Source organism: Buttiauxella sp. (assembly GCF_049686335.1).
In the GTDB taxonomy this organism is placed as follows: Bacteria; Pseudomonadota; Gammaproteobacteria; order Enterobacterales; family Enterobacteriaceae; genus Buttiauxella.
Map to the genome: position 1 here is coordinate 249,031 of NZ_JBAVHX010000004.1, position 24,262 is coordinate 273,292.

The following is a 24,262-nucleotide window of genomic DNA, read 5'->3' on the forward strand; positions in this document are numbered from 1 at the left end:
CAGTTGATGTTATTACTCACCATAGAGGCAAGCGAATTGCAGCCTATAAACGGGCCTGCCTTCATCTGTTAAAACTGGAGGTGGAAGAAAGCTTATGGCCTGTATTTGCCCTACGTACTTATCCGACAACGGATGCTTCTCTACGTAATCCAAAATAGCTTGAGAAGCCGATGTGGTTAAAGAACGTTTGTCTTTAGGGCCGATCACATCAACAAGAACATAATGCTCACCGCTGTCTGAATTAGGTATTCCTATGCCGTTATTCGGCCTGAACACAATGAACGCATCAGAAGCCTTTTTCGTATCTTCAAAGAAAGTTAGTTGCACAATACGTCCATCATTAAGCCCGGCAGCCTGAAACATATTTCTCACGCGCTCAAACATAGGAGGATTCATACCGATAGTTCCTTATAAACCACAGCATCTATCTGCCCCCGTGTATCATCGAACCCCTTAGTCAGGTATTCCTTTTCCGCCGTCGCACGACGGAATTTCTGCCGAACATTGGGATCGTGAACCGACAATGCATATTTTGCTGAATAACCGACACGACCCGTAACCAGAACGCCATTAATTAGAAGTTCACGGAACTGGCTATTGATGAGAGTTGATGTATCGATTGCTGTATAGAGCGCCGCTTGCGAGCTACCGATAATTAGCGCCGACTGAATAGCTCGGGCAATTTTACGGCCAGAGATATCCTTTATAAGATTATCTAAATTAGATTTAGCTTGCTTGATACCTCTGACTTTTCCAGCCATTAATCTCCCGTTATCAACGCAAAATCGTCCGCTATACGATCAAAAGTGTCTGCATAACGAATTATTCGCAATAACTCATCTGCGCCAGCTTCAAGTGGGTCAATTAGCACTGACTCGCCGATCAGGATGTAATCCCCTGAGCTTGCATCGGCATATTCAGTCCAGATGGTGTTTTTAACTACAACTTCCGATCCGAGATCTCCCATGGCTGCAGAGACACCAGCAATTTTCTTACTCAATCCCCCTTCGTAATCACACATGATTTTCACTGGGGTAGCATAACCAATCGGGTCACCATAGGTATTGTTACCAAGGTTGCGCCAGATTGTGGCCACCGCTGTGTAACTCCAGTTTGCAGCTGCTGAGATAATCCACCTCCTACAACATTGGCAGAGGAACTGTTCTCCCCGCCATGCTGTGCGTGCAATCGCTCAGATAATGAATCTGCCCCTCAGTCACAAATGAATGGCAAGTGAATGGCTTGTCTTTCGTGGCGTCATCAAATTCTTCTGGGTTATCACTGGGAGTGAAACCAGTAACTAAAACGCTGGGGGTAAACGTTGGCTTATCCATGCTTTCATTCCATGCCCATCGAGGTCCACTACCAGCACCCACCTGCACCACATGGCGGCTGCCACATCCAGGACACATGAACGATAATCGGTTATCACTCGCTTTCTTTACTCGCTCGTTCATTCTTTCCACCTCTCAACCTTTGCACCCGTCGCGCGAATGGTCACGCAGTTGATCACCCACTCGCCGGAGCTGTTCACATACCCGGTGGTTTCCCGTCCGGTATCCGTTTTCACCCACACTCTGGCGAATGGCTTCGGCTGGCTTTCAGTTATGGTCTTCCACACCATCAGCCCCCCACAACCATAAACAACCCAACCGAGTTGCCCGCGCTAATCGGCAGCTCACCTGTGCATCCACTCGTATCCAGCCGCGCAAGTGAATCACTCAACCATGTAATGCTGTCCTCGCCATATTCAAACGAGCGTGACGCCCCAGATGGCGCACCTTGCGATTTGAGTCGCCGCGCCCCGGATGATGCCGACATTAAAGCCGCCGCATAAAGCATAATGAGTTGCTGAGTGCATTCGTCATACCCGGCGCCAACCATGCACGGGATGATTTTATTCACCTGGCAGAGGATCGGCGTTAGCAGCGCGATGGGGATGGCGTAACCCAATTCACTGAGGAACGCCTGCATGTCTGCCGGTGTGATTGGGTCAGCCATGATTACTTGTCCTTTTTGGTCGCTGCTGCCAGTGCCGCTTCCGCTTCGTCGGCTCGCTTAGTCTCTGCTTTCAGAGCTTGAGTGTGAGCCAGCTCTTTTGCTTCCGCTTCGTCGGTCAGTGTTTTCACATGCTCAAGAGCGTCGTCGAGTTGCTTCTGAATGCCGCTTACGTCTTTGCTTTCCGGAGCGGATGGCGTGGCAACTTCAAACACCAATTTCTCACCTTTCTTTTCAGATGATTTTTCAGCCTTGGCCTGTGTGATCCACTTATCGGCGACCGAATCATCAACGTCATAAACCTGACCAACCTCCAGTTTCTGGAGATTGGCACCGGCAAAAAGGTTTGCTACCAAAACTTTTACGAGTGCCATTTTATTTCCTTAGCTGGATGCGTGAATGACAGAGTAATGACCGTTGATGTCCTGCTTAACCATCAGGCCAGCAGCACCCCATGTGCGCCACACGTAGTCAGAGTTGTAGTACTGGCGGGGGTCGGCAACGGTACCGAACGCCTGGCCGACGATTGGAGCAATAACGCCTGCACCCAAGGGAACAATCAGGATTTCATTACCGGTTAGCTCTGCGTCTTCTTTGATGGCTGAAATACCAGACAATTTCGAGATTTCTTCAAGCACCGTGCGCAGGGAGTTCACGTCGAAATACTGCTCCCAGTTCGACATAATTTCGCTGGATACGTACCAGGTCTGCTGCCCGTACTGAAGGTTTTGCAGCTTCAGTACATCACGCAGTGCAATAGCAGCCGCACGCATGGCTTTAGGGTCGGTGCTGGTTGCGAAGTTAACGGTTAGTGTTACCTGAGCTACTCGTTCGTCATGACGCAAGCCTTTCCAGGTCTTGTCATCAAACTTGATGTAGTTACCAGCGGCGTCGCGAAACCCTTCCCAGATGTAATCCACATACTGGCGACGAACATCATCAACCGAGCCTGACTGAGCATCAGCCAGAGAAGACAGAGCGGAGCCTTTGTTAAATACCGGGTCACGCCAGTTGAATTTAAAACCGCTGTCGTGAATTGGGACCATTGTACCGTCGAAGGTATAGGACTTCGCATCCAGTGCCGCACCAATCTGGCCTGACATGGATGTGTGAGCCCAACCACGACCACCATTACGAGCATATTCATACACCGACTCTTCAAGACGAACCGAGCGGGATAGCGGCATCAGGTCGTTCAGTAGCGTGAACTCAGTGGTGGGCTCAAACTCTTTGAGAACCGTCTGGTCGTAGGCTTTGTAGAGACGGCGAATGTCATCCACCGCGTTAATGGCGTCCAGTGCTGGAGCGTTCGCAGCCTCCCCTCTTATACGGGTGCGCGCGATAAAATCTGCCACAGCCTGGGCACTGGAATTACGGGCAAACTTGAGCTCATTGAACTGAGCCATGACAGCCTCAAGGTTCCCTGTCTCGGTCGCTTTCTTCATTGAAAATGCAAACATTCAGTGCTCCTTACTTAATGACAACGCGCAGGAGCTGGCCTGCTGTCGCAATGGTGTATGAACGGTCTTCTTCAACATAGGCGCGGGTTGATTCGCTTCCTGCCTTTGGTTTTACTCGACCGTTAGCAATGGAAAGGGGCTGGCCTTTGGTATACGTGCCGGCTGCTGCTGGGACGTTAAAGAACACGCCAGTCGTTGGATGCATGCCAACAACCCAGTCCCCCGCTGGAATAATGTCGTCTACCGTTTTGCAGCGCAGATAGTCGTAATTGGCGACATAGAGAATTGCATCTTCATTGCCATCGACCGACGCGGTGAATTTCTTCGAGGTGTTATCAAAGAAACCGAGCGTTCCAGGAGGGGTATTAGCCGCCGCCGCGCCTTCTCGATGAAGTTGCGGATTTGCAAAAATGCCACCTGCATGAATTACGTGCTTACCGTCTTTAGCCATTTCTGATTACTCCGGCATTTCGCTGAATGAATCGTTAGAGTTAACCTGGCGGAATGCACCGCTAAGCCCGGTTGATGTCTGGCACTGAGCAAACAGTTCTTTCAACGGTTCGCCGTCCAACGCGTTCACGGCCAGATCGGTCATGCCGAACTTAGCTTTCACCGCGGTACGCATTTCGGTGCGTTGCTGGTCTGCGTTAGCAGTCAGGCCAGATTTCACAGCAGCCAAATCGTCAGCGAATGGCTGGAACCAGGCTGGCGCTTGCTCGCTGTTTGTGGAAGTGCCTTTATCCTTCTTATCGGCCTCTTCTTTGTCTTTTTTGGCCTTCTCGTCAGCGTCAGCTTTCGCTTTGGCATCTTCGGTGACCATCTGGTTGTATGCGTCCATCAGCTCAGCCTCGGTCTTGCCTTCGACCTCTTTGCCTTTCGCTTTCAGCGCGTTCGTGATGAGTTCTTTCATCGGGTTTGCTTCCTCTTTGACGTGCTTAGTGTTGGCGCTGAAAAACGCCATGAATTGGTTGAAGAATTGCTTTAGTGCGGGGTCTTGCGGGTCTGGAATGTCGGAATCAGCGAGGTTTACGGTTTCAATTTCCTGCTCATCACCTTCGGCATTAACGAAAATGCCTACGCCTTCCTCCGGCGTTCCGGCTCCTGGCTGGTCGAGCAGTACCGCGACATGGTCGAAATCCATGTTGGTGACGATTTTCTCGTACCGCTTCCCCCTGGATTCACCGTTGGCCGTGATTTCCTTGTGAAGCAGGCCCGTTGAGATATGCACTGGCTCGACGTTCTGGCCAGCTGCCATTGCATCGAGTCGCTCAACCAGTCGCCTGCCGTTCTCACTGTTTGCAGCGTAGTTTCGGTCGACGTACATATCCCCCGTAACCTTGCCACCCTGTCGGTTAACGTTCTGCAACCAGGCACCTACGTGGTAATCATTCACCGCCTGAACATCCCGGGCTGAGATATGCTTGCCATCAACTTTCGGGTGACCAAACGGCATAGGGTTGCGCTCAAGCGACTTGTAGCTCTTTTCAATTTCTGCTGCCGGGTACAACTTCCGGTTCATCACGATGTCATCGACAATGGGCGTGACGCCGCGAACCACGATGTGTGGCTTGCCGTTGATGGTTTCAGTAGCGATGTTTGAAGCGGAGTTGATGACCGAGAGCACGTTTACGCAGATGCGTGACATGCTGAGTCCTCATTGGTGGATTTCAGGCAATAAAAAAGGCCGCCTTAGCGACCTTATTGTGATTACTGCTATTTTTTACAGTGGCGCGTTTCAAAAAGCGCCTCGCCAAGTGAAGCAATTTTGTACCGTTCAAACTCATCCGTTTCATCGGCCGCAAGAGCATCGAGTTGCTCTTCAGCGTCATCGGGTAACGGTATGCTATTAATCAGTTCAACGGCCTTATCAAAGTTGCTCATCGTGCCTTATCCATTTCTTTCAACCTCGAGAGTAAAGGAGGATACAGTCGCCGCTCCGCTTCTTGTGGGTTCTCAATATACAGAGAAAACGCCTCCGCAAGGTACTCGCTATACTTCGTCCGGCTGTACGCGCTCATCGCATGTTGCCATCCCTCCTGGAAAGCTTGCAGCCCTATTGCATCCAGTTTATCAGGAAATGACCTGTGCAGAACGTGACCGTATTCATGTGCAAACACTCCCCTTGGAGTCGCCACAGCGTGCCAGGCGATTGCATCAGTACCTTGTACAGCTTGAATCAGTGCTTTATTTCCCGATCCTGATACAGCAGCGATGCTTTCCTTGGTAAAAGTATGGGCTCGCGACCTCACATCTATGGCGTGAAGATCATCAGCATCAAATGCGTTTTTGGTTAACAACATTGCATTTGCGCCATGAGAATATCCTCCAATCATTCCCTTGCTGCGTTTGTATTTATAAACATCCCCGGTCACCGAACCGATATACCGTAAAGGCGGCAAATCAAATCTATCCTGCAACTCCTGTGTAAGCTGCATGCAGTTGTTTAACTGCTCAATGTTTACCCCTGCCGGTATTTTTGCATTCTCAGCAATTGTGCCCTTGGCCCACTGATTCACACGAGTTACATTTTTCTGGCGCTCATATTTAGGCGGGATGTAGTCAGCTTTCGCCGCTTGTTGTGTTGATGGTTTAGCCTCTTTGCTTTCGTCCTGGTCACCAGTCCATTGCTTTCTTTCCGCAGCAAGTTTTTCGGCAAGTCCTTCGTTAAAGATTGAGCCGTCATCATTCAGCAGGGCCGGTATCTGGCTACAGTAGCAGTTGTACCGGTTGCCGTTCTCTGCATAGAAAGCTTCCACCTCTTCCGTGGTGTAAATCCGTCCGTGCCGTGATGCATGCCAGGCCCGGGTTGTGGCTTTGAGTGCTGAAAGCCAGAGCATGCCGGTATTAAGCCCTAACCTTTCTTTAGCCCAATCAGATTCTGAACGCTGAGCCTGCCGCAACGCCCCGACCTGCTCAGTCTGAGCAATGGTCTTTGCTTTGCTCATGCTCACATCAAGACGCTTGCTGATAATTGAAGCCGTCTCTCGTGGATTAACGCCGCGCCCGATTGAATCAGCAATCACATTAGCCAGGTCACCGCGAGCGGCATCGCTTATGCCCTTCCAGTCGCTGTACGTGGAAACGTAAGCAGAGGCGACCTGATTCTGGTAAGCGGGAGAGCTTAAAAGTTGCTGTAGAGTCGTCTGACTGGCGTAAACCGGTGATTGTACCGACAGATTGGTGTAAGCGTTCAACGTGCCGCGCTGATACTCCCCGGCTACATATTCAAAAGCCCACAGGTTTTGAACGTTACCTTCGAGCAGGTGGTCATCCAATATTGTCTGCACGATCTGCAGCAGATCAGCTAATTGCGCTGCTGACATGTCATAGATGTACGTGCCGGCGTTAACCTGGTAGAGCGTGTCGGGCTTATTGCCATTGCGAGCAAGGATATAGCCAAACAGAGAGTTGCTCGCCCGTTCGCGCCCGGTTAAACGCATATCGAATAACTGCTTAAGTGCCACCTTAATGTCGTAGTAGCGCTGCTCAATGTCGCGGTACATCCGGTTTACTGCGCGGTAGGATTGCGTCGGGTCAGCTTTGTTGCGCGGTATTATTGGGCTGCCGGGTTTCGATTGATTGTTCAACTGGCTTACCTGTCAGCGGATCGATGTTCTTCGCCGATTCATCAGCGCCCTTGGGTGGCTTAGCGTCCGTCACTGGCTCCAGCTCACCAACTGCACGAATCTCGTTCTCAGTTACCGACGATGTGCCAAATGCCTGCTGAGTATCTTTAGCGACCTGAGCCATAGCCTGCATGTTGGCGATCTTCTCTTTCTCACTCGGCGCGAGTAAATCAGACCAGGCCAGCGTTACCTCTCCATTTTGCGGAGGGTTGATAATGCCCAATGTCCAGAATCGCTGAATGACGCGAGTGATGTAGTCAGTGAGGAAGCCCCAGCGACGACCATTACAGCGCTTGGCCCACTCTGTTTTATCTTCATCAGAAGCGAGGCGGCCTGTCTGCTGACCAAACTGAATGGTGAACGGGCATTGGATAGATGCTGAGAACTCGTTTGCGGCTGCCGTCCAGGTAGGTGTCGGGTCAGCGGCGGCTACTGAAAGAACAGAGGCCTGCCCTGCCTGCATGACGAGCGCGGAGTCAGTACCGCTATTCATGCGACGAATCTTGTCGTTCATCGCATCGCCGAGCTTATCGAACCCCTCATCCTTGGCTTGCTTAATGAGAGAATTGATATCGGTTTCTTTGCTGAACTCTATCCCCAACTGACGGCTGGCGTTTTTCAGGAACCCTTCTGCGCTGCCGCCTGATGTCTTCTCAATGTCGAGCAGCTTGTTGAAGCCAGCGCGAAGCAATGGCACGCCGGCAAGCATGTTTTCATCTTCTGAACCTTCGCAAAGGATGATCACGCGATCTGGATGAACGGTAACACTGCGCACAGTTCCATAAGTGCCATCATCGCCAACTGGCTGCTCATTGAAGTTGTAGCTGACCGGCTGCCCGTAGGTGTCTGACTGAGTATCGATATCGAAGTTACCCGGCTTAATCTGCGCTTCCCATGCTGGGATTAACTTAACCAGTGCTTGATCACCGAGCGCCTTCACTACATCGCGATTAACAGGCTCCCACCAGTTACGGCCATCTTTCAGTTGAAGCAGCACTGCTGAATATCGACCTACCAGGTTGCGGCGGTCAGCATCCTTCAGCTTTGCCCAGTGCTTGCTGAGTAGCTTGGTTGTTGACGACTCCCACTCAGTCGTTTCCTCGGCTTCATCCTTCTCCTCACCATCGATGATTGTGGGATTATCTGTCCAGCATGAATCAAGCAGCTTGTGCACAGCAGCGTGGGCCACAGCGTTACGTTCGTATGCCCGGTAGTAGTTGTCGAAGTTAACTGTGTCTGGATAACCGAATTCATCCCACAGCTTTGTGCGCTTGGTATTCCCGTTAGGTCCCTGCGCGTACAACATGCGCTGCCGCCCGATAGCATCAGCAAGGGCGTTCACGAGGAATTGTTCCCCGCTATTTAATTCACTCACTGAGTGCTCCTTAGAAGAAGATTGCGCCTGTTCGTTTTGGCGAGTGCAGAACGCGGTAACGTGTGGCGTCGTAGTCGTGATCTTCCTGAGTGGTATCTACGTCATCAGGCTTTTTGTCGTCACGAACAAGTACCGGTATGCGGCTTATCCAGCCCCGGCAATGCTCCATGACGTAGAAGGCAGGTTTCTCCGGCATTCCCGATTCAGTTTTCTTGCCTTCAATCACCGCCTCGAGCATGTCAGCAAAGAGTGATGCGCCGTTGATGCGTGAACCAGGCTTTTTATCTGCTGGCAGCCACGTAACGCCCTGCGCTTCCATCTTTTGTGCGATGGACAGCTCATTGTCGCCAGTGTTGAATATCGCGCCGTCAGCGGGACCGGGAATGATGCTGCTACATATGCCAGGCACGATGTGCATCTGCCCTTTCCCTTGCGTTTCCTCTGGCTCGTCGACCTCTTCACCCATCAGGCGCTTATCAACCCATGCAACGCCTTTAGCAACGTTGGTGGATGACATATTCAGGCCTTTGTTCAGCTCTTCAGGTGGGCAGCCATACCACTCGCCAATCAGAATCAATGAACCGGTCGGAGGGCAGAACTTGCGACCATCGGGAAGCGTTGCTTCCGTGCCGTCTGACTGAGCCCACCACAGGTTAGCGAACGGCTTCGATTCGCCCCAGTCGTGAGAGCGGTCAACCGTCCAGCTTTCTGGGATGGTGAATGGCTTGATAACGTGTAGTGATTCATTCCACAGATGGTCAAATCGCCCACCGCTGGTCACATCCCATGAACCTTCAACCCATGCCTTACGACGGTTAGGGTCTTTAATGCTCATCAGCGTGGCGATGTACTGCGGATCGAGATACGGGTTCTCTTTGAACGAGCCGTGAATGGCGACGCGGGTAAGCGTCACGTCCTCATCGCGTTCCGTCTGCGGGTTAAATACTTGCTGCGTTTCGCGGATGATGGTGCCGCGCGGCGCTGGCTCAATGAAACGTTTCTTCACCCAGGTGTGACCGATACCAAACGGGTTGGTCGTGCTGAATGTCTCCAGCGGGATTGGCTTAATCACCGAACCATCATCCAGCGGGTAGTCGTCAGGACGAAACGACGAACGTCGGCATGAGAACATCATTTCGTAGAATTCAGGTGACTGTTGCTTGGTCAGTTCGTTGAAGCCGATGAACGGAAACTCCTGACCGTGATAATCCCAGTAGTCGCTCTCTTCTTTACCAAAACGGAAAAGTAGCTCTTCACCAGTGGGCCACACCCAACGTAATTCACTGGCTGATGCCAGGTAGCGAGCGCCATCATTAAACAGGCGATACATACGCTTGGATTGGGTAATGATGTCGGTGAGGTTTTTATACTCGGTATCGAATATCACGCCGCGCCAGAATGAGCCGTAGCCAACGCCTACATTGCGACGAAAGCGTGCTAACTGCGCGGCTGTCTTACCTGGTCCTCGAGTGCCTTCATATAGTATCTCGTTGCATGGGCAACTCAGGGACAGAGACTGCGACCCGGGCAAAGGTTTCCAGACGGCTTTGTAATTCATCCACCTAAAACCTCGCTCTGCTGTTTCTGTGCTGCCACCTCCCAATCATCAACGCTCGTGCACGACGGCACCGGCATGATGTTGTGAGTAGCTGTGACCTTCTGCTCTACCTGCTCTTTAAATGCCTGAACACGCACATGCTTACCAAGTAGTTCGAGGTTCTTCACCTTATCAGGCCACTTAATCTTTTTGAGGATGGTCTCTGCCGACTCCTCGTTGAAGTTCTGGATGGTCGTACTGATGTCCAACCCGGTAAGGGTAGTTCGCCATGATTTGGGCCAAAGGCTGATCGCCTTGAGGCTGCCGTCATCATTGAGGATGTCCAGAACGTCCATCTGGTCGATTTCAACCAAGCGCCGGAGCACATAATCAGCATCAATGCCCACATCTTCGTTGCGCTTGGCTTTAAGTTCGGCAATCCTGTTTTGAATGACAGCTTTTGACAGCAATTTTGTAGCGGTACGGTTAGCAGTTTTAGCGCTGTACCCCACACGAATCGCTGCCTGAGTGGCGTTTAAATCGATGAGGTACTCGCGACAGAACATATCTTGCTTGTCGGTGAGTGCCATGTTTAATCTCTTACGGAAATAGTAGTTATGGAAAAAGACTCAAAAGAATACATGGACAACTTAGCTAATATTGCTGCATGCATTGTTGGTGCAGGTATCGCTTCTTCACAAATGACGGAAAATACAAATAAAAGAAATGGTGTACTTGTTAAACAGAAAGAGGCATTCAGTGCATTGCAAGAATTTGGCTGCTCACTTCAACAGCAGCATGAAGATACTGGTGAAATCATGATCACAGAGTACTTAGTTGTTGAAATTGAAAGTGGGAAACTCATTCTTAAATTCAATGAAGGCTATAATTTGGTTAATTGGTGGTACCATAAATTTACCTCCTATTGATAAATAATTACGGCTTTCACCGTCAGGCCCACTGGCAAATGAGCCTCGTGGTGATAGCCGTTGTGAAAGTAACTATCGAGGCTATTTTTGTAGCTCAGGCTGCCAAGCGATTCTGTTTTCTTAATGTGAGTTATCTTTTTATCAAAGGCACTCAGTAAATGCCTGCTGTAATGCCTGCCACTAAACGTAGTGGCCACGCTCATGCCCTTGTGTTGATCACCTCAATCAAGTAAGCCGATTTGATAGCCTCCCTGTCCCGTTTTCTCATGCCTCTTTCCTATTAAATTAATCCCATTGATGACCTATGGTAAGACGGAAGTAAACCTGTCATCTATGCTACCGAGGAGATTCTCGATGGACGAAACAATTACTGAAAATGCTATTAAGCAAGCATATAGCGTTACCGTCATGCAGCTATTTAATGTCTATCTAAATTCAGCAAATGATCCCAACACATCAGCAAGATTTCAGGAAGGGCTTCGTCTTGCTATACAAGTCCGAGATGCCTGCATGCAAATCGCCTCCCAAAACCATGCGCCATGAATTTATTAGCGGTCTATTCACAAACTGCCATTACGATGGCCTGCTCATCATGATGGCAATAAAAAAGCCACTAGGAAGTACTAGTGGCCCTTTGACTTTAACCAGTTCTTTAGTGGTCAATTAATACTGTGGAAGTGAATTCACTGCACTTACGATTGGATCTAACGAGAAACCTGTCCCAATGCCGGGATTGGCATTATGATTCATCATTTCGCTAACCATTTGTAATGAACGACTAAACATATCTGCCATGTGCCCAAAATTAACCCCCATTACCTCCACTGACATGTGTTGCGCTGTCTGTGCCAAATAGCCGCGGAGCTGGACAACTTCATTAGAGAGTTGCTGCGCATCAGGCGGCAAAATATATCGACGCTGGGTAACAATGCCTACAGCCTCTCCTGTTTCACGATCAATAATTGGCCCGCCTGAGTTTCCGCCATTAACCATTCCATCAAGAGCAAAGCGCCCATTATCCAGGGGGGCGGAAATGATCCCTTCATTTGTAAGCAACTGAGGTAGGCCGTGGGGATACCCAGCAAAGATTAACTTTTTGCCTCGTGTTGGAGTAAACCCTATGGATGGTTGAAGAACTGTTCTCCCGGCAGGAAGCGGGGATTGTAACCGCATAATCGCAAAGTCGTTATCACCATCAATATGCAATATTTGACCACCGATACGCTCATTCGCTTCAGTTTTAACTGTTACAGAATTAATTTGACGCAAGGCCAGTAAATCACAACATGAGGCCACAACATGCAAATTGGTTACGACCAGGTCTTCTCGCATGAAGCTGAACCCACTACCGAGTGAATCACCAGCAATGACCTGAAATGTTGCGTTGGCTAAGTTTTGATGCATCTACTTGCTCCGATACCAATGAGTGAAATTTCATAGTGAATTCATTCACCAGCATAATTGATGAGACACATCAATTCAGATGCAAAATAATTAATACATCAATTTGTTCGTATCATTTTTGCGCTACACGTAATTTAAGAATGAGCGCTCATGACTAACCAGGAGTTTCACTTTAAAAAGCAATCAGCACGCCAAGTGAAAAAAATTTCTGGTGCTGGGCGAGTGCCTGTTGCAGAACATCAGTACGAATGTATGTCGTTATAGCTGTTCCGATACGGACAGCTGAGTTGCAGACAGACACATACAGGACACTATCAATAGTGACCTGCATATAAAGCGCCGATTTAGAAACTAAAAAGCCACCAATAATCTCAGGCGGCTTAGTAATGACTATTGCGATGTTCGTGATTGTTCAATCGTTCGGATATCAAACTTATCCCTGTTGCACTGCCCCAGCGCAGACAGCAGGTTTACGTTCAAATCCAGACTGGCCCCGTAAGTCAACAGGCCGGGATTACACAAGAATGTTTTCAGTGAAAGCAGGTAGTCAGCATTCATGCCTCGCTCGCTGAATGACTCCCGTTCATCATCGGAAGCGGGCGCAAATCCTTTTGCTCATTTACTGGCCAGCGATAACCGCTAACACGTGAGCAGGAGAACGCTTTGATATTCACTGCATCAGACTGATTTCCACCCAATACCATCAAGTCGCCGTTCGTTGCCTGTCCAACCACAAATCCGACATGTCCACCGCCGTCGCGACTGAATACCACAACACAACCGAAGGCTGGTTCGCGTAACTCTGCGCCCCAGTTGAGGTAGGACTTAGCCGACTCAAAGCGGGTTGATTTGATTCCGACCCGCTCGAGCATGGAACCGACAAAGGCTGCACACCATGGCGTTTCATCATCTTTGATTCCACTGCGTTTGATGTCTTTCCAGAACTGGATAATGAGGGGGTTGTGACGCGGGCCTTTAATCTCCATCTGGCCAATATACTTCCGGGCTTCAACTAACCAGCGTGGTTCCTGCATAGCTAACTCCTGTTAAATGCTTGCGCGATGTTCCCGTTTGCACGCCACACGGCAATGCAGACCATGAAGTTGATAAGCAACTCTGCCGGGTCAACGCCGGTGTAATGCCCGAACCAGATACGGAACGGGATGTAGGCAGCAGCGAGAATGAAAATGTAAGCCAGCCAGGCTAATACTTTGCGATGGCGTCGACCGTTACGCTGGAAGAACATCAGGCGAATGGCGATAAGCATGCAAACAGCAGCGTTGGCGTTAAGCAGTAGTGATTCCCAGTTCATTCCCCACCTCGCTCCAGCTTCGGATTGGCGGTCTTGGATTTCGAGAGAATGCGCAAAAGCACAACTACGGAAATTGTTGAGGCCACCAGCGCACCAATAGCCGGTGATACTTTTACGTGTACCGGTGGCGTCAGAACGCCAAGGGCTGCATTAAGTAGGCCAGCAATGATTTCAGATGCTGTTCCCGCGAAGAACACGCCGCCAACAAAAGAAATGAATGCAAAGATGATTTGCTTCCAGAGCTGATGCTCTTCGGCGGTTAGCACGTACATTGCTGCACCAGTAAGGGCGCATAACATCACTGCTGGTGTTGCTTCCGGAAACATGGTGGCAAACGTCACCCCCGTCGTTCCGGTTGCCACTACCGCAGAGACAGTGAGTGATTCAGCAGACATATTGCGTTAGTCCCTAAATGAAAAAGCCCCGGCACAGGCCAGGGCTAAAGAGATGTTTTCTATATTTCATATATTAAAAAACCACCCCAAAGGATGGCTTTTATATGGTGCCTAATCATTTATTTAGGCATTAGAATCCAAATGCATGAACTCTTCCCGATTCATAAGATTTTTTGCGGTATTAGAATCTAAAGAACCTCGTAAACTACACAATAATTTGTAGTTACTCGGAGCTTCATCACTAATAGCTGCAACACTTAATGTAACGGATAAAGGATTGGAATGAAGCATCGCCTTGATATCTTCGGCAAGATATCTAGGGCAGTAGCCAATGATTTCAGCTGGTTGCGATGCCCGAATAATCACAGCATTTGGGTCATAGTTATTCTGCAAATCAAAGCACAACTTTAACTCATCGTTTACTTGTAATGAAGAGACTCTTTCAGAAGCAGATACAGGCAAATAGCTCAAGCCATGGCAGAAGAATTTATGTTCAAAATAGCCGTCTGGGGAAACTTCAATTCTTTTAAAAATTTGAAGTTCATCCGTTGTCCTTTGCCCGCCGGAGCGTCCAAGAATTTCTAAAGGTGTAGCTGAGTCATTAGTTAAACCTAGCCATTGAATAAAATATGGATACTCCGGACGCCTAGGTGAAAGCAACCGATTTTTAAACAACGGGAATAGCTCCTCAGAAACATATGTTTTGTAAAGATCAACCATCCCACTGAAAGGTGTAAATTTGCTTAATTTTTCGACACCTTTAGTGTAATTAAATGAGTAGTGGGAACCTTTGTTTCTTAAGTTCCCAACAACGTGCCAATCCCTACTGTCTGGAGACTGCCAAGCGACATAGACGGATTCATTATTGTAAATTGACATGTTGTAAAAGCCTTTTTTTATTTTCAATGATGACAGAGCAAGCGAAACTTTTAGCATTTTCCGATGCGGAATTTATCGGCAATCTTTCGAAAATACTTTTAATATCATCATCTTTTAACTCCGATAACTTGTTCATCCAATGAGCCTTTGCTCTTGGGCGTTTTTCACACGCCAATACAAAAGCATCAATTGTCAGCAGTCTTTTCGAGTCTGTCTTCAATTTGAAGAGCTCAGAACGTGCCTTTCGTACAAATGCAGAAACCTTTTGATTTTCATCACGAGTAGTGAGCTTTTCAGCATATTTTTCTTCTGGAAGCTCTCTACCCATACTCGCTGCGTGATCATAAGTGGGACACAAGAAACACTCTTGGGTATCATTATTTAGCATGATAGCCCAGTTCTCATGGTGTCGGTCTTGATTGCTAACCAAGACATCCAGCATTAAATATCCGCAAAAAACATCTCCTGCATTCAAATGGTTAATATTAAAATCAGTGCTTGGCGGTAGGATATGCTCCATATCCAAACAACCAAGAACCCTACTAACCGTATGCTCTCTCACCCTAACAACCCGTTCAACAATGTGCGAAGGCTCGGGGACTGGGTAATCAGCGGTTCGAGTATGTAAAACCTCATTCCCCATAACCATGCGGTACCCAGGCGGAATAATATTTTTGGTTAAAACTCCAAACCGTCCATTAACAGTAGCTAAATCATAATTAGCATGAGGAATTTGAAGTAGCTCACAGAGTTCGGAGGCGCATTTTTCGGACCAATGCTCTCCCGTTGATCCTTTAGAAAACTTGAACATCCATGAATCAGCTTTGGGATCAGGCGAATACTTGAACCAAAATTTTTCTTTAGTACCAAGAGATTCAAGATCTCTCGGAACCACATTCAATTCAATAACTGGATAATTCATTCATTGCCCATCCATAGCTATAGATGGAATAAGAATATCCGAGTTGCAACTATAAATGAACTTCTAAAACCATAACATACACTGTATGCATGTACAGCAGCGTTTGTATGTATAGCATTAAATGCAAAACCCGCACTCGGCGGGTTCGTTAATTCAGTATGCTCGGCGTTACGCGTCTTCGCTGATGAGGTTAATTTGAACTACTGCCACCAAATGCACTGATGGCACAATATCAAATTAGTGGTGATAATGGTCGATTTAATCCAGTTTTGCAAGAGTAAGGCGTGAATTAGTCGTCTTTTGTTGTGATCGTGTTCTCGAAGCTGAACAAAGTGCATCACTGTCAAGGTATCCAAATAGAGCTCTAAGCGCTCCCCAGCGCACTGTAAATGTCTCTGACCAGTTCTTTGGCGTTACGCCCACCAGCTTAGCCAGATCCGCATACTGATAAACATCCCGCCCTGCCATTTCGTTCTTCACATCTTGCGCTGCCAGCCACACAAGCGCCTGCAATCGCTTCAATGTCTTCCCCGCTACCTTCTTCGCGCCGAGCTGCGCTTTAAACTCAACCCACGCCCATTCAGTGATCGCCACCTGATGAGCAAAAGACATATCCCCGGCATAGCACCATGACAACCAGGCGTGTTCGTGCTTATCGAGCGTAGCCAAAGCGCGGCGCCATGAAGCTGTTCGGAACTCTACTGGCAGAACGAGTGCGATAGACGAACCTTTTGCTCTGGACTGCTGGCCAGGTACCGGACCGCCTGGAAGCGTAATCATTTTGCCCGTTACCTCATCGAGTATGCGCCGACGCTTGCGCTTATATCGGCCTGTGTCGAACTGCGCATTCTCAGCGAACGCCACCAGCTGCCCTTTCGTTGCACCACTTAAATCAGCAGTGGCCACCATAAGTTCTTCTCGGATGAACTGAAGATATTGCTGGTTCACGCTGCCTCCTGCTGTTTAAGTTCTTTGAGCTTTGCCCGGTAGGTATTGCGGATCAGGATGTAATCTTCCCTCCTCCACTTCGGTAGTTCGTGTGGGCCCATCAATGCTTCGAATCGAGCCTGACCGATTTTGATAATCAGCTTTGGCCTGTATGCGGCAAGGTTCCCGGAAAGGTGGTTATTGCAGGGGGCACATTGTTTGTGGCAGTTGTCCTCGTTGAAGCGCAGCTCAGGATTTGCCCCTGTCGTGCGGTAATGACCTGCATGATATTGCCCATCATGATGCCGGCCGCAGCTGATGCACGGCTTCAATCTGTCGCGATACCGGATAAATTCATTGAAAGCCTGTTGCGCCAGGTTGATGAAGTAACTCATCGGTTTGACTGCCTGGCGGCGTTTTGCCTGACGCTCATCCTCCGCTTTCTGTTTCTCACGACCGCGCAGCTCCAGCGCATACTGCGCGCCATGTTCCGGACAGCACCACCAGATGTTTGAATAAACCGGATGGAACCACTCACGGCAGACTTTGCACTTACGGCGAGGTTGCTTAGCCATGCTCACCTCACTGATTCTGCTGGTCGCGCAGCTGCTGATACTCGCAGCCATGCGGAATGGTGAGGGTCAGCCCGAACTGAGCGCACCACATCTCTACCTGGCACAGGAAGTGGTGCATTTCCCCGGTATCCAGATCAGAAGTGTGTCGCGGTTCCCACGTCGTGGTTTTCTCGCCAGTGATGAAATCGGTGTATGTGACTTCTACGCTACCCAGATATGTTTTCTTTAGGTTGCGCTTCACCCATTCCGTTGTCGCGTCAGTGCGCCCAGAGCGAAGGAGGTATTCGCTGATTTCGCCGTACCACATATGGCTTAAAGCGTTCTGGGGCAGGCTGCGTTTATCACGCCACGGTTTGAGGATCAGACGATAGCAATCTCCACCAGCTAAAAGCGGTTGTAGCTGTTGCCCTATAGCATCGAAGTTAGTCTGGTGAAGGCGAATGCCCTCTTTTGGAAAGTTCACGCGTCACCCCCTCGGGCAAACGCTGAATACAAAAAGTCGCTGGCGTTGGAAAACGTCAGGCGAGAGAGATCAGATTGGAAGTATTTTTGCGCCATGGTGTTCACTCCTTGGCGCAGCAGGTTTCGCAGGTTGTTCAGGCCTACGAATTGAGTGTATCAAAGCCTTGGGTTATTCGGTAGCCCGCTTTCTCAAGCATTTGCGTAAATAATGTTGTAGTGCCGACTATGTCATCTGCGTGAAGGGGAACAAAAGATATCTCGTCTCCACGACGATACATAAGGGCGCGAGTTTCCTCTGGAAAACTTCCAAATTTGGCAATCACTGTAGAATCGTGGCAACGGATTATCGCATACCCCGTCTCAGGTAATTCTTCTTGTGCTATCACATCAACCCCCACACATCTGACTAAACCTGGATAAAACTTAACAGCGCAATTTCTTACTGGTTTTCAAACCAATCGTCAGCGCTTTCCCAAGTTTCTTGCAGGATTTCTTCAATAATCTTTTTATTGTCTTTCTCTGCACCAGTGACAGACAGGCTATCAGTACCAGCCTGACGGATAACGAGGCGGCAATCATCAAAGCGCTGCAACAACCTTTTATGCAACTCTGCCTCAAGTGCAGGGATCGCCCCAATGGGTAGTTTTTTGTTTCTGTCGATGGTCACTTCTACTTTCATTTTCTCTCCCAGATTATTTTACTGTATAAACATACAGTAATTATTAATCGGAATTTGAAAGTAAAGCAATTGAAAAATTAATTATAGGAATTTGTGTATTATCAGCACATTAGCTGAATAAAAACTAGCCTCCCGGATGTGAGGCTTAGATTTGGTTTCAAAACTAAAATTACTGCACTGCTGGTTCTAAGCGAAAAAAAAGCCCACTTCAAGAGGGCTAGATGCTCCTAGACTCCCCTTCTGTACTGCTCCAGAATGAACTCTTTGCTGCTTTTGCCAAAATCCAAATTTCGGACGCAGCCTTTCAGCTGATTCTGCATCGTAAGAATATCGTTCTCAGCACTTTTCCCTGGTGTAATATCCAGATTCGTTATCCATTTGGATGCATCAACAACGCAGTCAACCTCTTGCTTGGCAAATTTGTATTCATGCCATATCAAACTATTCAGGTTGGTAATGATCGGAATACCAAAAACAAAACCAATCACACTTTTGATGATCATGCCTCGAATGTTCATATCTTTCTCTCGGTTGGTTATTTAAATCAATAACGGCTCCGATATTCAGCATCCTGACTACTTTTACTTTAATTTACTTATTGTTCAGGCCTTCTGTTCTCTTATCCATGAACTGCATCCTTCACAAAAATAATCCAGTGAGTTTTATCGTTTTTACCAGTACGCTGGCCGATTATCGGTTTCATTGTTGTAAGCGCCAGAACATGGCTGACCGGTATCTGCGTTTCGTTCCATTTGAAGATGAGCACACCTTGTGGCCACAACACTCGGAACGCCTCACTGAACCCAGCGCGTAAATCATCACGCCACGTTTCTTTGTTCAACTTCCCGTACTTCTTACCCATCCAGGCGCTATCGCCAACACGCTCAAGGTGTGGTGGGTCGAAGACCACGACTGGGAAAGAATCGTTGGCGAACGGCAATGCGCGGAAGTCGGCAATCAGGTCAGGACGAATGACCAGGCGGCGACCGTCGCAAAGCGTGTGCTCTTCGCTGCGAATGTCGGTGAACACTGCCCTTTCATCGTGCTTATCGAGCCAGAACATTCTGGAGCCGCAACACATATCGAGAATTGAAGGCATGGCTTCGTATGCCGGGTTAGTCATGCTGCATATTCCTCTTCATTAACGCCAAGACGAGCGCAAGCGGTACGGAAAATGGCTGCATCCTTCTCGATACCTATGAAATTGCGCCCAGCTTGCTGACAAGCGACACCAGCGGTACCGCTTCCCATCGTGAAATCCAACACGGTTTCACCTGGGTTGCTGTATGTATCAATTAGGTACCGGATCAGCGCCAGGGGCTTTTGTGTAGGGTGCCAGTTGTTCCTCTGCTTATCGCTCGAGAAAAACTGCACAGTACGCGGGTACCGCTCTGTACTGTCGTATTCAGTCAGCTCCAGCGCCTTGCCATAGCACTCCGAGTTAAAGGCTTTGCGTTGGCTTGTCTTGCGTGTGTGACCGCTAGTCTTTTGCGGGTTATAGGTCGACTGCTGGCGGTAAAACACCTGGATGTTTTCATGCGCCCGGAGGGGCTGTTTTTTTGAGTTAAGGAAGCCGGTCGCGTTGCCTTTCTCCCATATCCATTCTGTCCGCCAGTCGGAAAGATTGCTGCTGACCAGAATGCCGGTGAACGGCTGAGCAGAAAACAGCACGATGGCCGCTGACGGCTTAGCGATGCGGTACAGTTCTCGCCACATAGTCTGGAGATCGAGCACCGAATCCCAGCGGCACTGCGTTGTGCCGTAGGGAATATCAGCGCATACCAGATCAACGGTTCCGGTGCCAATCAGCGGGAACACATCGAAACAGTCGGCATGGTGCAGTCTTAGCGCTTCGGTGTTATTGCTCAATGCCAGCCTCCTTGCGCATATGATTTGTGTATCGTTTTGCGGATTGGGATGCGGATAGGTGAACATCGTCATGGATATTCTGTGTACCCATGAACTCCACTTTCTCGTCACACCATGCTGCGTATGCATCCACACCCAGCAACTTGATTTTTGCTATAGCAGTGTCGGTGGCTGGGGTTTGAAGCGTTTTTAAATGACGCTGGCGCCAGTCGATTTTCAGGGTTGGATATTGCTCTTGCTCAAAAGAATCGTCAGATGCAGCACGATTTTCAGCCCATGCCTTTAGCCCAGCATTCTCAACCGCCAGGCTAACCACCTGCTTGTTTAACTCGTCGGCTCGCACACGCTGAACTGCCAGTTCGTCAGCCAGCTCTTTCACCAGCTTTGCAGATCCAGCATCAAGCCCTTTCGCCAGCGCATAGCCAGCCGTTACTAATTCCTGAGTTTTGGTATTCATGCGCGCACCTCGGCAAGCAGACGATTAAGCAGAGCCATATTCGGGCTCAATCCAAATATTGGTTGGTTGGATTCAGTAGCGGTAGCCAGCAAGTGGTAACGCATTTGCCCGTTGATGCCGCGACTCTCAATAAGCCGCTCGCGTTTAAGCAATGCCAGGCCAGACCCAACAGTCGTGGTGCTGAGATTCAACGCTTCCCTGATTTCTGTATGAGTGCAGCCATCGTGTTTACGGATATATGCCTCAATCAGCTGACGTCCTGTTGGTTTTGATTGTTTGGTTTTCATCAGATACCACCTTTCTGCTGCGTCTTACGCCTTTTGTATTCATCCATCAGCAACTGCGCGGGTGTTGGCCCCGAAGCTTTTGCTGGCCCCGCAATTTGCCGTCTTATCGGCGGGACCTGCCTGCCTGCTGCAATCTGGTCTTCCCACCAGGAAAGTTTGAATGCGGCAAGTTTGTCCATTTCCGCTTGAGTGAGCCTTCGCTCGACACCCTCACGACGCATTTCAACGCAAATGTGATACAGCACCGGATGTTTCCACGGGAACTGTTCTGATGAGTTATAGCGCCAGCATTCACTTTTCCAACGATTGTATTCAGCATTAACATCGGCAACCTTCAGGCCAAAAACATTTGGCTTGCAGGCAGTGGCAATGGAAATAAATTCAGCGAGATCAGGCGGCCAGGTATTGCCAGTAGCACAGCGATCAACGCAACATTTGCAGACCTCAGCTAGGTGAATGTCCGTCATGGAACCAATCTGAGCCATCCAGGTCGCTCCCGGCGTCGTTCCGTTCTTGATTACCCAGCGGTTCGAATAAATTCCCACCATGGTTTCCCACAGAACCCATACCCTGCTGCTGCTCCCATTCGGCGCGGGCTTCCCTGACCTGTCGGAGCGCGGCAGACTCACCTGCGTCGTTGTTATTTCCTGCATGGTTACCCCCTGAATTTTGTTCAAGTTGATTAGTCCGCTTACGCTCATACAGCACGCTGTCAGCAAATTTTTGTTCCCATTGCGTCTGGGTAAATACTTTCCCCTCAGAAGCCCAGTAGTCGGTAAAGCTAGCCAGTTCATGTTCTGCAAATCCCGGAGCTGGTCCGGTGAGGATGCGATTCCAGATCGCCGCCCTCCGTTGGAAATCAGGCGACGGATACCAGCCCTCCCACATTGGGAACTTCCCGGATGGTTCTCCATTGCCTGGTGGTGCCTGAGGTCGTTCCGCGATTTCGTCGATTTTTTCTTCTGCAAGACCACATGGTGGAATTTCATCCACTCCCTCAGAGAGAGGGGGTTTATCTTTTAGATCTTCTCTTCTCTTCTCTTCTCTAGTCCGCTTTTTGTCTGCATCGGATGCGGACATTTTGCGGACAGTCTTTTTACGGGATGCTTCCTGTGCTCTGCGCTTAGCTGATTGCCCGTTATGCTCGTCAAACCGGGGCATGACAAGATTGCCATCCTTATTTTCCAGCCATCCGACAGCCATCATTGCAGTCGAAAAGCCCGCAAAATTAATCATGTCGTCGAGCGTTTCAGGGGTATATCCATCGAGAAAACCGTCTGTAGAATGGACGTCAAACAGACACCATGTCGCATGTAGTGCGCCGATTACGCGCAATCTGTCCGCTTTCAATGCGGACGCCATGCGGACAACTTTCGGATGCGTGTGCAGATCGGCCCTCATTTTTATCCATTCTCCGGCCATTGGTTTCCCCTGGTGCCTGGGTTGTATCGACTAGTGCGCTTCACGATGATCGCCCCCTTCATGCTTTGCGCTGTGTCCAAAGACGAGATCGACACAGAGCAGAACGCATTCCTGGCAGATGTTTACGCCGGGGTCAGAGATCATTACGCCTTTAAGGGTGGCATTGGTGATCCCGCAAAACGTGCACTGATGAGTTGGTTGGTTGTTTAGCGCAGTGTTAACTGACATAATTCCCTCGCGATTCCGTAGTGGTTATTGCAACTGAAAGCCGTTGGTGTTCGAGCACCGCGGCTTTCGCTTTTCTGAGTTTCTTCATGTTTTCCTCACATCAATCCGGGCGCGAGAGCAACCAGGCCACTCACAACTTGAGCCATCGCTTCCATGGGTAATAATCGAAGCAGCGCCTCAGCGGCTTCACGCACTTCCTTTTCGAGCATTTCAACGGATGAGCCATTCAGCTTGGCCAGTTGCGCTTCGCTGCATTCTTTGATGGCGCTAGCCACCAGCTCCGTATTTGTCATGCCCTGCTTCAGGCCATACTCGCGCGCAATCTCAATCGGCATAACGTCTGCGATCACTGGTGTTAGCGTGGTTATGTAACGTTCGTACCTTTCAGAACCGCGCGGGTTGTCCAGCCAGCGAAAAATATTCTGCTTCGCGTTCTGCAACGAACCGGAAAGGTTCAGTCCACGACCTCCCCGCCGGTTCCACTCATTCACGATTGCCTGCGTGATGAATTCCTGGGATTTCCCTGGTAAAGATTCCTGCCACGCAATCACCGCATCTCGGACAGCTGCACATTTAATGTTCCCACGTCGACATGCCGCAGATTGATTTTCAGAAATCACTTTTCGCTCTGACGGAATGATATGATTTTGAAAAACGAGGGTTTGCACGGTTACGCCTCCACTTGCCTTGGTAGGCCATCAGTTGGGTTTGGATAGAGATCAGGACGCAGCTCGTGCGGGGTAACTTGCCAATCGATAGCACGAGCAACACGAACAACCAGTTCGCCGGGAACTTTGTTTTTGAACCAGCCGTTAACTGTCTGAGCCCGTCGACCTAGTCGACGACCCAGCTCCGCCTGGCTGCATACGGAAAGGATTTTGCGTTGAACAGTTACTTTCATTGGTTGGTCTCGTTAAGTGAAGATACAACCAATTATTCAAATTAAATCGATAGTGTCAAATTATTTCGATAATCATCCCTACAGAAAAAATCTGTATAATGAAACCATGTAATTGTGCGGGAACTAGAAATGAACTTTGGCGAGCGTTTACAAAGAGTGCTTAATGAGACTGGGATGTCGCAGTCAGAGTTAGGTCGCAGAGTTGGCGCAACCTCTCAGTCAGTTAATGGCTGGTGCCAATCAGGAATTCTACCGCGCAAAGATGTGCTGGATCTGTTGCCGAAAGCTACAGGCAAGCCTTTGTATTGGTTCTTCATGGAAGATGAAGAAGAAAGTGATGCGCCCCTGCACACTCAGCAAGCTTATGCAGATGGACTTAATGACCGCCAGAAGCGGCTCTTAGATGTGTTTGATCAACTGCCTACTGCAGAACAAGACCGTTTTATTGATTTGGCCGGGACTCGACTCAAAGAGCTGGATGATTTCATGGCTGAATATCAAAAACGTAGGAAGATTGAGCCGCCATCCCGTTAGCCTCCAACTAAAGCAAATAACCGCCTCACATGGCGGTTTTTTTACATCCAAATTTTGACACCCACCTTTTCTAGCCATCCGTTC

At 49.1% G+C, this 24,262-nt stretch carries 38 protein-coding genes and 2 pseudogenes; 3 read left to right on the top strand and 37 right to left on the bottom strand.

What is annotated here, in order from left to right:
• Nucleotides 1-12: 12 nt before the first annotated feature.
• From WBL83_RS01465 to WBL83_RS01535, 15 genes and pseudogenes are all read right to left on the bottom strand, one after another.
• Nucleotides 13-396, bottom strand: coding sequence for a phage tail termination protein (locus tag WBL83_RS01465; RefSeq protein ID WP_424587474.1), 384 nt, complete (start codon nucleotides 394-396; stop codon nucleotides 13-15).
• Complete coding sequence (locus tag WBL83_RS01470) at nucleotides 393-761, bottom strand: HK97 gp10 family phage protein (protein ID WP_424587475.1); 369 nt, start codon at nucleotides 759-761, stop codon at nucleotides 393-395. Before WBL83_RS01470 ends, WBL83_RS01465 begins: the two co-directional genes overlap by 4 nt.
• Nucleotides 761-1,129 (bottom strand): hypothetical protein, encoded by a 369-nt coding sequence (locus WBL83_RS01475; protein ID WP_424588014.1) that lies wholly within the window; start codon nucleotides 1,127-1,129, stop codon nucleotides 761-763. Before WBL83_RS01475 ends, WBL83_RS01470 begins: the two co-directional genes overlap by 1 nt.
• Nucleotides 1,130-1,139: 10 nt before the next feature.
• A complete protein-coding gene (locus WBL83_RS01480; RefSeq protein WP_424587476.1) occupies nucleotides 1,140-1,457 on the bottom strand; it encodes a DUF6527 family protein in 318 nt (105 codons plus the stop codon).
• On the bottom strand, nucleotides 1,454-1,624 hold the full coding sequence (locus tag WBL83_RS01485) for a hypothetical protein (protein WP_424587477.1): 171 nt from the start codon (nucleotides 1,622-1,624) through the stop codon (nucleotides 1,454-1,456). The genes WBL83_RS01480 and WBL83_RS01485 overlap by 4 nt, the downstream gene beginning before the upstream one ends.
• On the bottom strand, nucleotides 1,624-2,001 hold the full coding sequence (locus WBL83_RS01490; RefSeq protein WP_424587478.1) for a DUF7370 family protein: 378 nt from the start codon (nucleotides 1,999-2,001) through the stop codon (nucleotides 1,624-1,626). Before WBL83_RS01490 ends, WBL83_RS01485 begins: the two co-directional genes overlap by 1 nt.
• Before the next feature lie 2 nt (nucleotides 2,002-2,003).
• Complete coding sequence (locus WBL83_RS01495) at nucleotides 2,004-2,372, bottom strand: hypothetical protein (protein ID WP_424587479.1); 369 nt, start codon at nucleotides 2,370-2,372, stop codon at nucleotides 2,004-2,006.
• A 9-nt stretch (nucleotides 2,373-2,381) separates the two neighbouring features.
• Nucleotides 2,382-3,458 (bottom strand): major capsid protein, encoded by a 1,077-nt coding sequence (locus WBL83_RS01500; protein ID WP_424587480.1) that lies wholly within the window; start codon nucleotides 3,456-3,458, stop codon nucleotides 2,382-2,384.
• 10 nt (nucleotides 3,459-3,468) lie between these two features.
• Nucleotides 3,469-3,909 carry a hypothetical protein gene (locus WBL83_RS01505; protein WP_424587481.1) on the bottom strand — a complete coding sequence of 147 codons (441 nt, stop codon included), beginning with the start codon at nucleotides 3,907-3,909 and terminating at the stop codon, nucleotides 3,469-3,471.
• A gap of 6 nt (nucleotides 3,910-3,915) precedes the next feature.
• Nucleotides 3,916-5,103 carry a DUF2213 domain-containing protein gene (locus WBL83_RS01510; RefSeq protein ID WP_424587482.1) on the bottom strand — a complete coding sequence of 396 codons (1,188 nt, stop codon included), beginning with the start codon at nucleotides 5,101-5,103 and terminating at the stop codon, nucleotides 3,916-3,918.
• Nucleotides 5,104-5,171: 68 nt separating this feature from the next.
• On the bottom strand, nucleotides 5,172-5,339 hold the full coding sequence (locus WBL83_RS01515; protein ID WP_424587483.1) for a hypothetical protein: 168 nt from the start codon (nucleotides 5,337-5,339) through the stop codon (nucleotides 5,172-5,174).
• Nucleotides 5,340-6,079: 740 nt separating this feature from the next.
• A pseudogene (locus WBL83_RS01520) lies at nucleotides 6,080-6,961 on the bottom strand (phage minor head protein); the annotation flags it as partial.
• Nucleotides 6,962-6,992: 31 nt separating this feature from the next.
• Entirely contained in the window at nucleotides 6,993-8,459 is a 1,467-nt protein-coding gene (locus WBL83_RS01525; RefSeq protein WP_424587484.1) for a DUF1073 domain-containing protein, read from the bottom strand.
• A 10-nt stretch (nucleotides 8,460-8,469) separates the two neighbouring features.
• On the bottom strand, nucleotides 8,470-10,017 hold the full coding sequence (locus tag WBL83_RS01530) for a terminase (RefSeq protein WP_424587485.1): 1,548 nt from the start codon (nucleotides 10,015-10,017) through the stop codon (nucleotides 8,470-8,472).
• Nucleotides 10,014-10,586 (bottom strand): terminase small subunit, encoded by a 573-nt coding sequence (locus tag WBL83_RS01535; protein WP_424587486.1) that lies wholly within the window; start codon nucleotides 10,584-10,586, stop codon nucleotides 10,014-10,016. Before WBL83_RS01535 ends, WBL83_RS01530 begins: the two co-directional genes overlap by 4 nt.
• A 27-nt stretch (nucleotides 10,587-10,613) precedes the next feature.
• Here WBL83_RS01535 and WBL83_RS01540 point away from each other — a divergent pair, with 27 nt between their 5' ends.
• A complete protein-coding gene (locus WBL83_RS01540; RefSeq protein WP_424587487.1) occupies nucleotides 10,614-10,925 on the top strand; it encodes a hypothetical protein in 312 nt (103 codons plus the stop codon).
• Here the strand turns inward: WBL83_RS01540 and WBL83_RS01545 are convergent.
• Nucleotides 10,919-11,122, bottom strand: coding sequence for a hypothetical protein (locus WBL83_RS01545; protein WP_424587488.1), 204 nt, complete (start codon nucleotides 11,120-11,122; stop codon nucleotides 10,919-10,921). The two genes, WBL83_RS01540 and WBL83_RS01545, sit on opposite strands and share 7 nt — an antisense overlap.
• 157 nt (nucleotides 11,123-11,279) lie before the next feature.
• Here WBL83_RS01545 and WBL83_RS01550 point away from each other — a divergent pair, with 157 nt between their 5' ends.
• Nucleotides 11,280-11,468 carry a hypothetical protein gene (locus WBL83_RS01550; protein WP_424587489.1) on the top strand — a complete coding sequence of 63 codons (189 nt, stop codon included), beginning with the start codon at nucleotides 11,280-11,282 and terminating at the stop codon, nucleotides 11,466-11,468.
• A gap of 120 nt (nucleotides 11,469-11,588) precedes the next feature.
• Here WBL83_RS01550 and WBL83_RS01555 read toward each other — a convergent pair whose 3' ends face one another.
• The 21 genes and pseudogenes from WBL83_RS01555 to WBL83_RS01655 form a co-directional block, all read right to left on the bottom strand.
• A complete protein-coding gene (locus WBL83_RS01555; protein WP_424587490.1) occupies nucleotides 11,589-12,329 on the bottom strand; it encodes a S1 family peptidase in 741 nt (246 codons plus the stop codon).
• A gap of 390 nt (nucleotides 12,330-12,719) precedes the next feature.
• Nucleotides 12,720-12,842: pseudogene (locus tag WBL83_RS01560) on the bottom strand (Rz1-like lysis system protein LysC); the annotation flags it as partial.
• 41 nt (nucleotides 12,843-12,883) lie between these two features.
• Nucleotides 12,884-13,363, bottom strand: coding sequence for a TIGR02594 family protein (locus WBL83_RS01565; RefSeq protein WP_424587491.1), 480 nt, complete (start codon nucleotides 13,361-13,363; stop codon nucleotides 12,884-12,886).
• Between the two features lie 2 nt (nucleotides 13,364-13,365).
• The gene (locus WBL83_RS01570; protein WP_424587492.1) at nucleotides 13,366-13,641 is read right to left on the bottom strand and encodes a phage holin family protein; all 276 of its coding nucleotides are present in this window, start codon (nucleotides 13,639-13,641) and stop codon (nucleotides 13,366-13,368) included.
• Complete coding sequence (locus WBL83_RS01575; protein ID WP_424587493.1) at nucleotides 13,638-14,036, bottom strand: putative holin; 399 nt, start codon at nucleotides 14,034-14,036, stop codon at nucleotides 13,638-13,640. The genes WBL83_RS01570 and WBL83_RS01575 overlap by 4 nt, the downstream gene beginning before the upstream one ends.
• Before the next feature lie 123 nt (nucleotides 14,037-14,159).
• Nucleotides 14,160-14,915, bottom strand: coding sequence for an HIRAN domain-containing protein (locus tag WBL83_RS01580; protein WP_424587494.1), 756 nt, complete (start codon nucleotides 14,913-14,915; stop codon nucleotides 14,160-14,162).
• A complete protein-coding gene (locus WBL83_RS01585) occupies nucleotides 14,899-15,837 on the bottom strand; it encodes a hypothetical protein (RefSeq protein WP_424587495.1) in 939 nt (312 codons plus the stop codon). Before WBL83_RS01585 ends, WBL83_RS01580 begins: the two co-directional genes overlap by 17 nt.
• Before the next feature lie 258 nt (nucleotides 15,838-16,095).
• Nucleotides 16,096-16,785: a bacteriophage antitermination protein Q gene (locus WBL83_RS01590; RefSeq protein WP_424587496.1), complete on the bottom strand. Its 690-nt coding sequence runs from the start codon at nucleotides 16,783-16,785 to the stop codon at nucleotides 16,096-16,098.
• Nucleotides 16,782-17,339 carry a recombination protein NinG gene (locus WBL83_RS01595; RefSeq protein WP_424587497.1) on the bottom strand — a complete coding sequence of 186 codons (558 nt, stop codon included), beginning with the start codon at nucleotides 17,337-17,339 and terminating at the stop codon, nucleotides 16,782-16,784. Before WBL83_RS01595 ends, WBL83_RS01590 begins: the two co-directional genes overlap by 4 nt.
• Before the next feature lie 7 nt (nucleotides 17,340-17,346).
• Complete coding sequence (locus WBL83_RS01600; protein WP_424587498.1) at nucleotides 17,347-17,802, bottom strand: YbcN family protein; 456 nt, start codon at nucleotides 17,800-17,802, stop codon at nucleotides 17,347-17,349.
• Between the two features lie 438 nt (nucleotides 17,803-18,240).
• Nucleotides 18,241-18,480, bottom strand: a complete 240-nt coding sequence (locus WBL83_RS01605) for a DinI-like family protein (RefSeq protein ID WP_424587499.1) — start codon at nucleotides 18,478-18,480, stop codon at nucleotides 18,241-18,243.
• Between the two features lie 227 nt (nucleotides 18,481-18,707).
• Nucleotides 18,708-18,998, bottom strand: a complete 291-nt coding sequence (locus WBL83_RS01610; RefSeq protein WP_424587500.1) for a hypothetical protein — start codon at nucleotides 18,996-18,998, stop codon at nucleotides 18,708-18,710.
• Nucleotides 18,999-19,099: 101 nt separating this feature from the next.
• On the bottom strand, nucleotides 19,100-19,603 hold the full coding sequence (locus WBL83_RS01615) for an SAM-dependent methyltransferase (RefSeq protein ID WP_424587501.1): 504 nt from the start codon (nucleotides 19,601-19,603) through the stop codon (nucleotides 19,100-19,102).
• The gene (locus WBL83_RS01620) at nucleotides 19,600-20,349 is read right to left on the bottom strand and encodes a DNA-methyltransferase (protein WP_424587502.1); all 750 of its coding nucleotides are present in this window, start codon (nucleotides 20,347-20,349) and stop codon (nucleotides 19,600-19,602) included. Before WBL83_RS01620 ends, WBL83_RS01615 begins: the two co-directional genes overlap by 4 nt.
• Nucleotides 20,339-20,806, bottom strand: a complete 468-nt coding sequence (locus tag WBL83_RS01625; protein WP_424587503.1) for a hypothetical protein — start codon at nucleotides 20,804-20,806, stop codon at nucleotides 20,339-20,341. The genes WBL83_RS01620 and WBL83_RS01625 overlap by 11 nt, the downstream gene beginning before the upstream one ends.
• Nucleotides 20,803-21,093, bottom strand: coding sequence for a hypothetical protein (locus tag WBL83_RS01630; protein ID WP_424587504.1), 291 nt, complete (start codon nucleotides 21,091-21,093; stop codon nucleotides 20,803-20,805). The genes WBL83_RS01625 and WBL83_RS01630 overlap by 4 nt, the downstream gene beginning before the upstream one ends.
• A complete protein-coding gene (locus tag WBL83_RS01635; RefSeq protein WP_424587505.1) occupies nucleotides 21,093-21,578 on the bottom strand; it encodes a replication protein P in 486 nt (161 codons plus the stop codon). Before WBL83_RS01635 ends, WBL83_RS01630 begins: the two co-directional genes overlap by 1 nt.
• A complete protein-coding gene (locus WBL83_RS01640; protein WP_424587506.1) occupies nucleotides 21,538-22,515 on the bottom strand; it encodes a DnaT-like ssDNA-binding domain-containing protein in 978 nt (325 codons plus the stop codon). The genes WBL83_RS01635 and WBL83_RS01640 overlap by 41 nt, the downstream gene beginning before the upstream one ends.
• A 30-nt stretch (nucleotides 22,516-22,545) precedes the next feature.
• Nucleotides 22,546-22,743, bottom strand: a complete 198-nt coding sequence (locus WBL83_RS01645; protein WP_424587507.1) for a ClpX C4-type zinc finger protein — start codon at nucleotides 22,741-22,743, stop codon at nucleotides 22,546-22,548.
• 95 nt (nucleotides 22,744-22,838) lie between these two features.
• Complete coding sequence (locus tag WBL83_RS01650) at nucleotides 22,839-23,411, bottom strand: toxin YdaT family protein (protein WP_424587508.1); 573 nt, start codon at nucleotides 23,409-23,411, stop codon at nucleotides 22,839-22,841.
• 2 nt (nucleotides 23,412-23,413) lie between these two features.
• A complete protein-coding gene (locus WBL83_RS01655; RefSeq protein ID WP_424587509.1) occupies nucleotides 23,414-23,644 on the bottom strand; it encodes a transcriptional regulator in 231 nt (76 codons plus the stop codon).
• A 129-nt stretch (nucleotides 23,645-23,773) separates the two neighbouring features.
• Here WBL83_RS01655 and WBL83_RS01660 point away from each other — a divergent pair, with 129 nt between their 5' ends.
• On the top strand, nucleotides 23,774-24,178 hold the full coding sequence (locus WBL83_RS01660) for a transcriptional regulator (RefSeq protein WP_424587510.1): 405 nt from the start codon (nucleotides 23,774-23,776) through the stop codon (nucleotides 24,176-24,178).
• The last annotated feature ends 84 nt before the right edge of the window (nucleotides 24,179-24,262 follow it).

What these genes read in the sequence shown, in the direction of transcription:
- WBL83_RS01465 (WP_424587474.1), bottom strand. Translation starts at nt 396, where the DNA reads ATGAATCCTCCTATGTTTGAGCGCGTGAGAAATATGTTTCAGGCTGCC.
- WBL83_RS01470 (WP_424587475.1), bottom strand. Translation starts at nt 761, where the DNA reads ATGGCTGGAAAAGTCAGAGGTATCAAGCAAGCTAAATCTAATTTAGAT.
- WBL83_RS01480 (WP_424587476.1), bottom strand. Translation starts at nt 1,457, where the DNA reads ATGAACGAGCGAGTAAAGAAAGCGAGTGATAACCGATTATCGTTCATG.
- WBL83_RS01485 (WP_424587477.1), bottom strand. Translation starts at nt 1,624, where the DNA reads ATGGTGTGGAAGACCATAACTGAAAGCCAGCCGAAGCCATTCGCCAGA.
- WBL83_RS01490 (WP_424587478.1), bottom strand. Translation starts at nt 2,001, where the DNA reads ATGGCTGACCCAATCACACCGGCAGACATGCAGGCGTTCCTCAGTGAA.
- WBL83_RS01495 (WP_424587479.1), bottom strand. Translation starts at nt 2,372, where the DNA reads ATGGCACTCGTAAAAGTTTTGGTAGCAAACCTTTTTGCCGGTGCCAAT.
- WBL83_RS01500 (WP_424587480.1), bottom strand. Translation starts at nt 3,458, where the DNA reads ATGTTTGCATTTTCAATGAAGAAAGCGACCGAGACAGGGAACCTTGAG.
- WBL83_RS01505 (WP_424587481.1), bottom strand. Translation starts at nt 3,909, where the DNA reads ATGGCTAAAGACGGTAAGCACGTAATTCATGCAGGTGGCATTTTTGCA.
- WBL83_RS01510 (WP_424587482.1), bottom strand. Translation starts at nt 5,103, where the DNA reads ATGTCACGCATCTGCGTAAACGTGCTCTCGGTCATCAACTCCGCTTCA.
- WBL83_RS01515 (WP_424587483.1), bottom strand. Translation starts at nt 5,339, where the DNA reads ATGAGCAACTTTGATAAGGCCGTTGAACTGATTAATAGCATACCGTTA.
- WBL83_RS01530 (WP_424587485.1), bottom strand. Translation starts at nt 10,017, where the DNA reads ATGAATTACAAAGCCGTCTGGAAACCTTTGCCCGGGTCGCAGTCTCTG.
- WBL83_RS01535 (WP_424587486.1), bottom strand. Translation starts at nt 10,586, where the DNA reads ATGGCACTCACCGACAAGCAAGATATGTTCTGTCGCGAGTACCTCATC.
- WBL83_RS01540 (WP_424587487.1), top strand. Translation starts at nt 10,614, where the DNA reads ATGGAAAAAGACTCAAAAGAATACATGGACAACTTAGCTAATATTGCT.
- WBL83_RS01550 (WP_424587489.1), top strand. Translation starts at nt 11,280, where the DNA reads ATGGACGAAACAATTACTGAAAATGCTATTAAGCAAGCATATAGCGTT.
- WBL83_RS01555 (WP_424587490.1), bottom strand. Translation starts at nt 12,329, where the DNA reads ATGCATCAAAACTTAGCCAACGCAACATTTCAGGTCATTGCTGGTGAT.
- WBL83_RS01565 (WP_424587491.1), bottom strand. Translation starts at nt 13,363, where the DNA reads ATGCAGGAACCACGCTGGTTAGTTGAAGCCCGGAAGTATATTGGCCAG.
- WBL83_RS01570 (WP_424587492.1), bottom strand. Translation starts at nt 13,641, where the DNA reads ATGAACTGGGAATCACTACTGCTTAACGCCAACGCTGCTGTTTGCATG.
- WBL83_RS01575 (WP_424587493.1), bottom strand. Translation starts at nt 14,036, where the DNA reads ATGTCTGCTGAATCACTCACTGTCTCTGCGGTAGTGGCAACCGGAACG.
- WBL83_RS01580 (WP_424587494.1), bottom strand. Translation starts at nt 14,915, where the DNA reads ATGTCAATTTACAATAATGAATCCGTCTATGTCGCTTGGCAGTCTCCA.
- WBL83_RS01585 (WP_424587495.1), bottom strand. Translation starts at nt 15,837, where the DNA reads ATGAATTATCCAGTTATTGAATTGAATGTGGTTCCGAGAGATCTTGAA.
- WBL83_RS01595 (WP_424587497.1), bottom strand. Translation starts at nt 17,339, where the DNA reads ATGGCTAAGCAACCTCGCCGTAAGTGCAAAGTCTGCCGTGAGTGGTTC.
- WBL83_RS01605 (WP_424587499.1), bottom strand. Translation starts at nt 18,480, where the DNA reads ATGAAAGTAGAAGTGACCATCGACAGAAACAAAAAACTACCCATTGGG.
- WBL83_RS01610 (WP_424587500.1), bottom strand. Translation starts at nt 18,998, where the DNA reads ATGAACATTCGAGGCATGATCATCAAAAGTGTGATTGGTTTTGTTTTT.
- WBL83_RS01615 (WP_424587501.1), bottom strand. Translation starts at nt 19,603, where the DNA reads ATGACTAACCCGGCATACGAAGCCATGCCTTCAATTCTCGATATGTGT.
- WBL83_RS01625 (WP_424587503.1), bottom strand. Translation starts at nt 20,806, where the DNA reads ATGAATACCAAAACTCAGGAATTAGTAACGGCTGGCTATGCGCTGGCG.
- WBL83_RS01630 (WP_424587504.1), bottom strand. Translation starts at nt 21,093, where the DNA reads ATGAAAACCAAACAATCAAAACCAACAGGACGTCAGCTGATTGAGGCA.
- WBL83_RS01635 (WP_424587505.1), bottom strand. Translation starts at nt 21,578, where the DNA reads ATGGCTCAGATTGGTTCCATGACGGACATTCACCTAGCTGAGGTCTGC.
- WBL83_RS01640 (WP_424587506.1), bottom strand. Translation starts at nt 22,515, where the DNA reads ATGGCCGGAGAATGGATAAAAATGAGGGCCGATCTGCACACGCATCCG.
- WBL83_RS01645 (WP_424587507.1), bottom strand. Translation starts at nt 22,743, where the DNA reads ATGTCAGTTAACACTGCGCTAAACAACCAACCAACTCATCAGTGCACG.
- WBL83_RS01655 (WP_424587509.1), bottom strand. Translation starts at nt 23,644, where the DNA reads ATGAAAGTAACTGTTCAACGCAAAATCCTTTCCGTATGCAGCCAGGCG.
- WBL83_RS01660 (WP_424587510.1), top strand. Translation starts at nt 23,774, where the DNA reads ATGAACTTTGGCGAGCGTTTACAAAGAGTGCTTAATGAGACTGGGATG.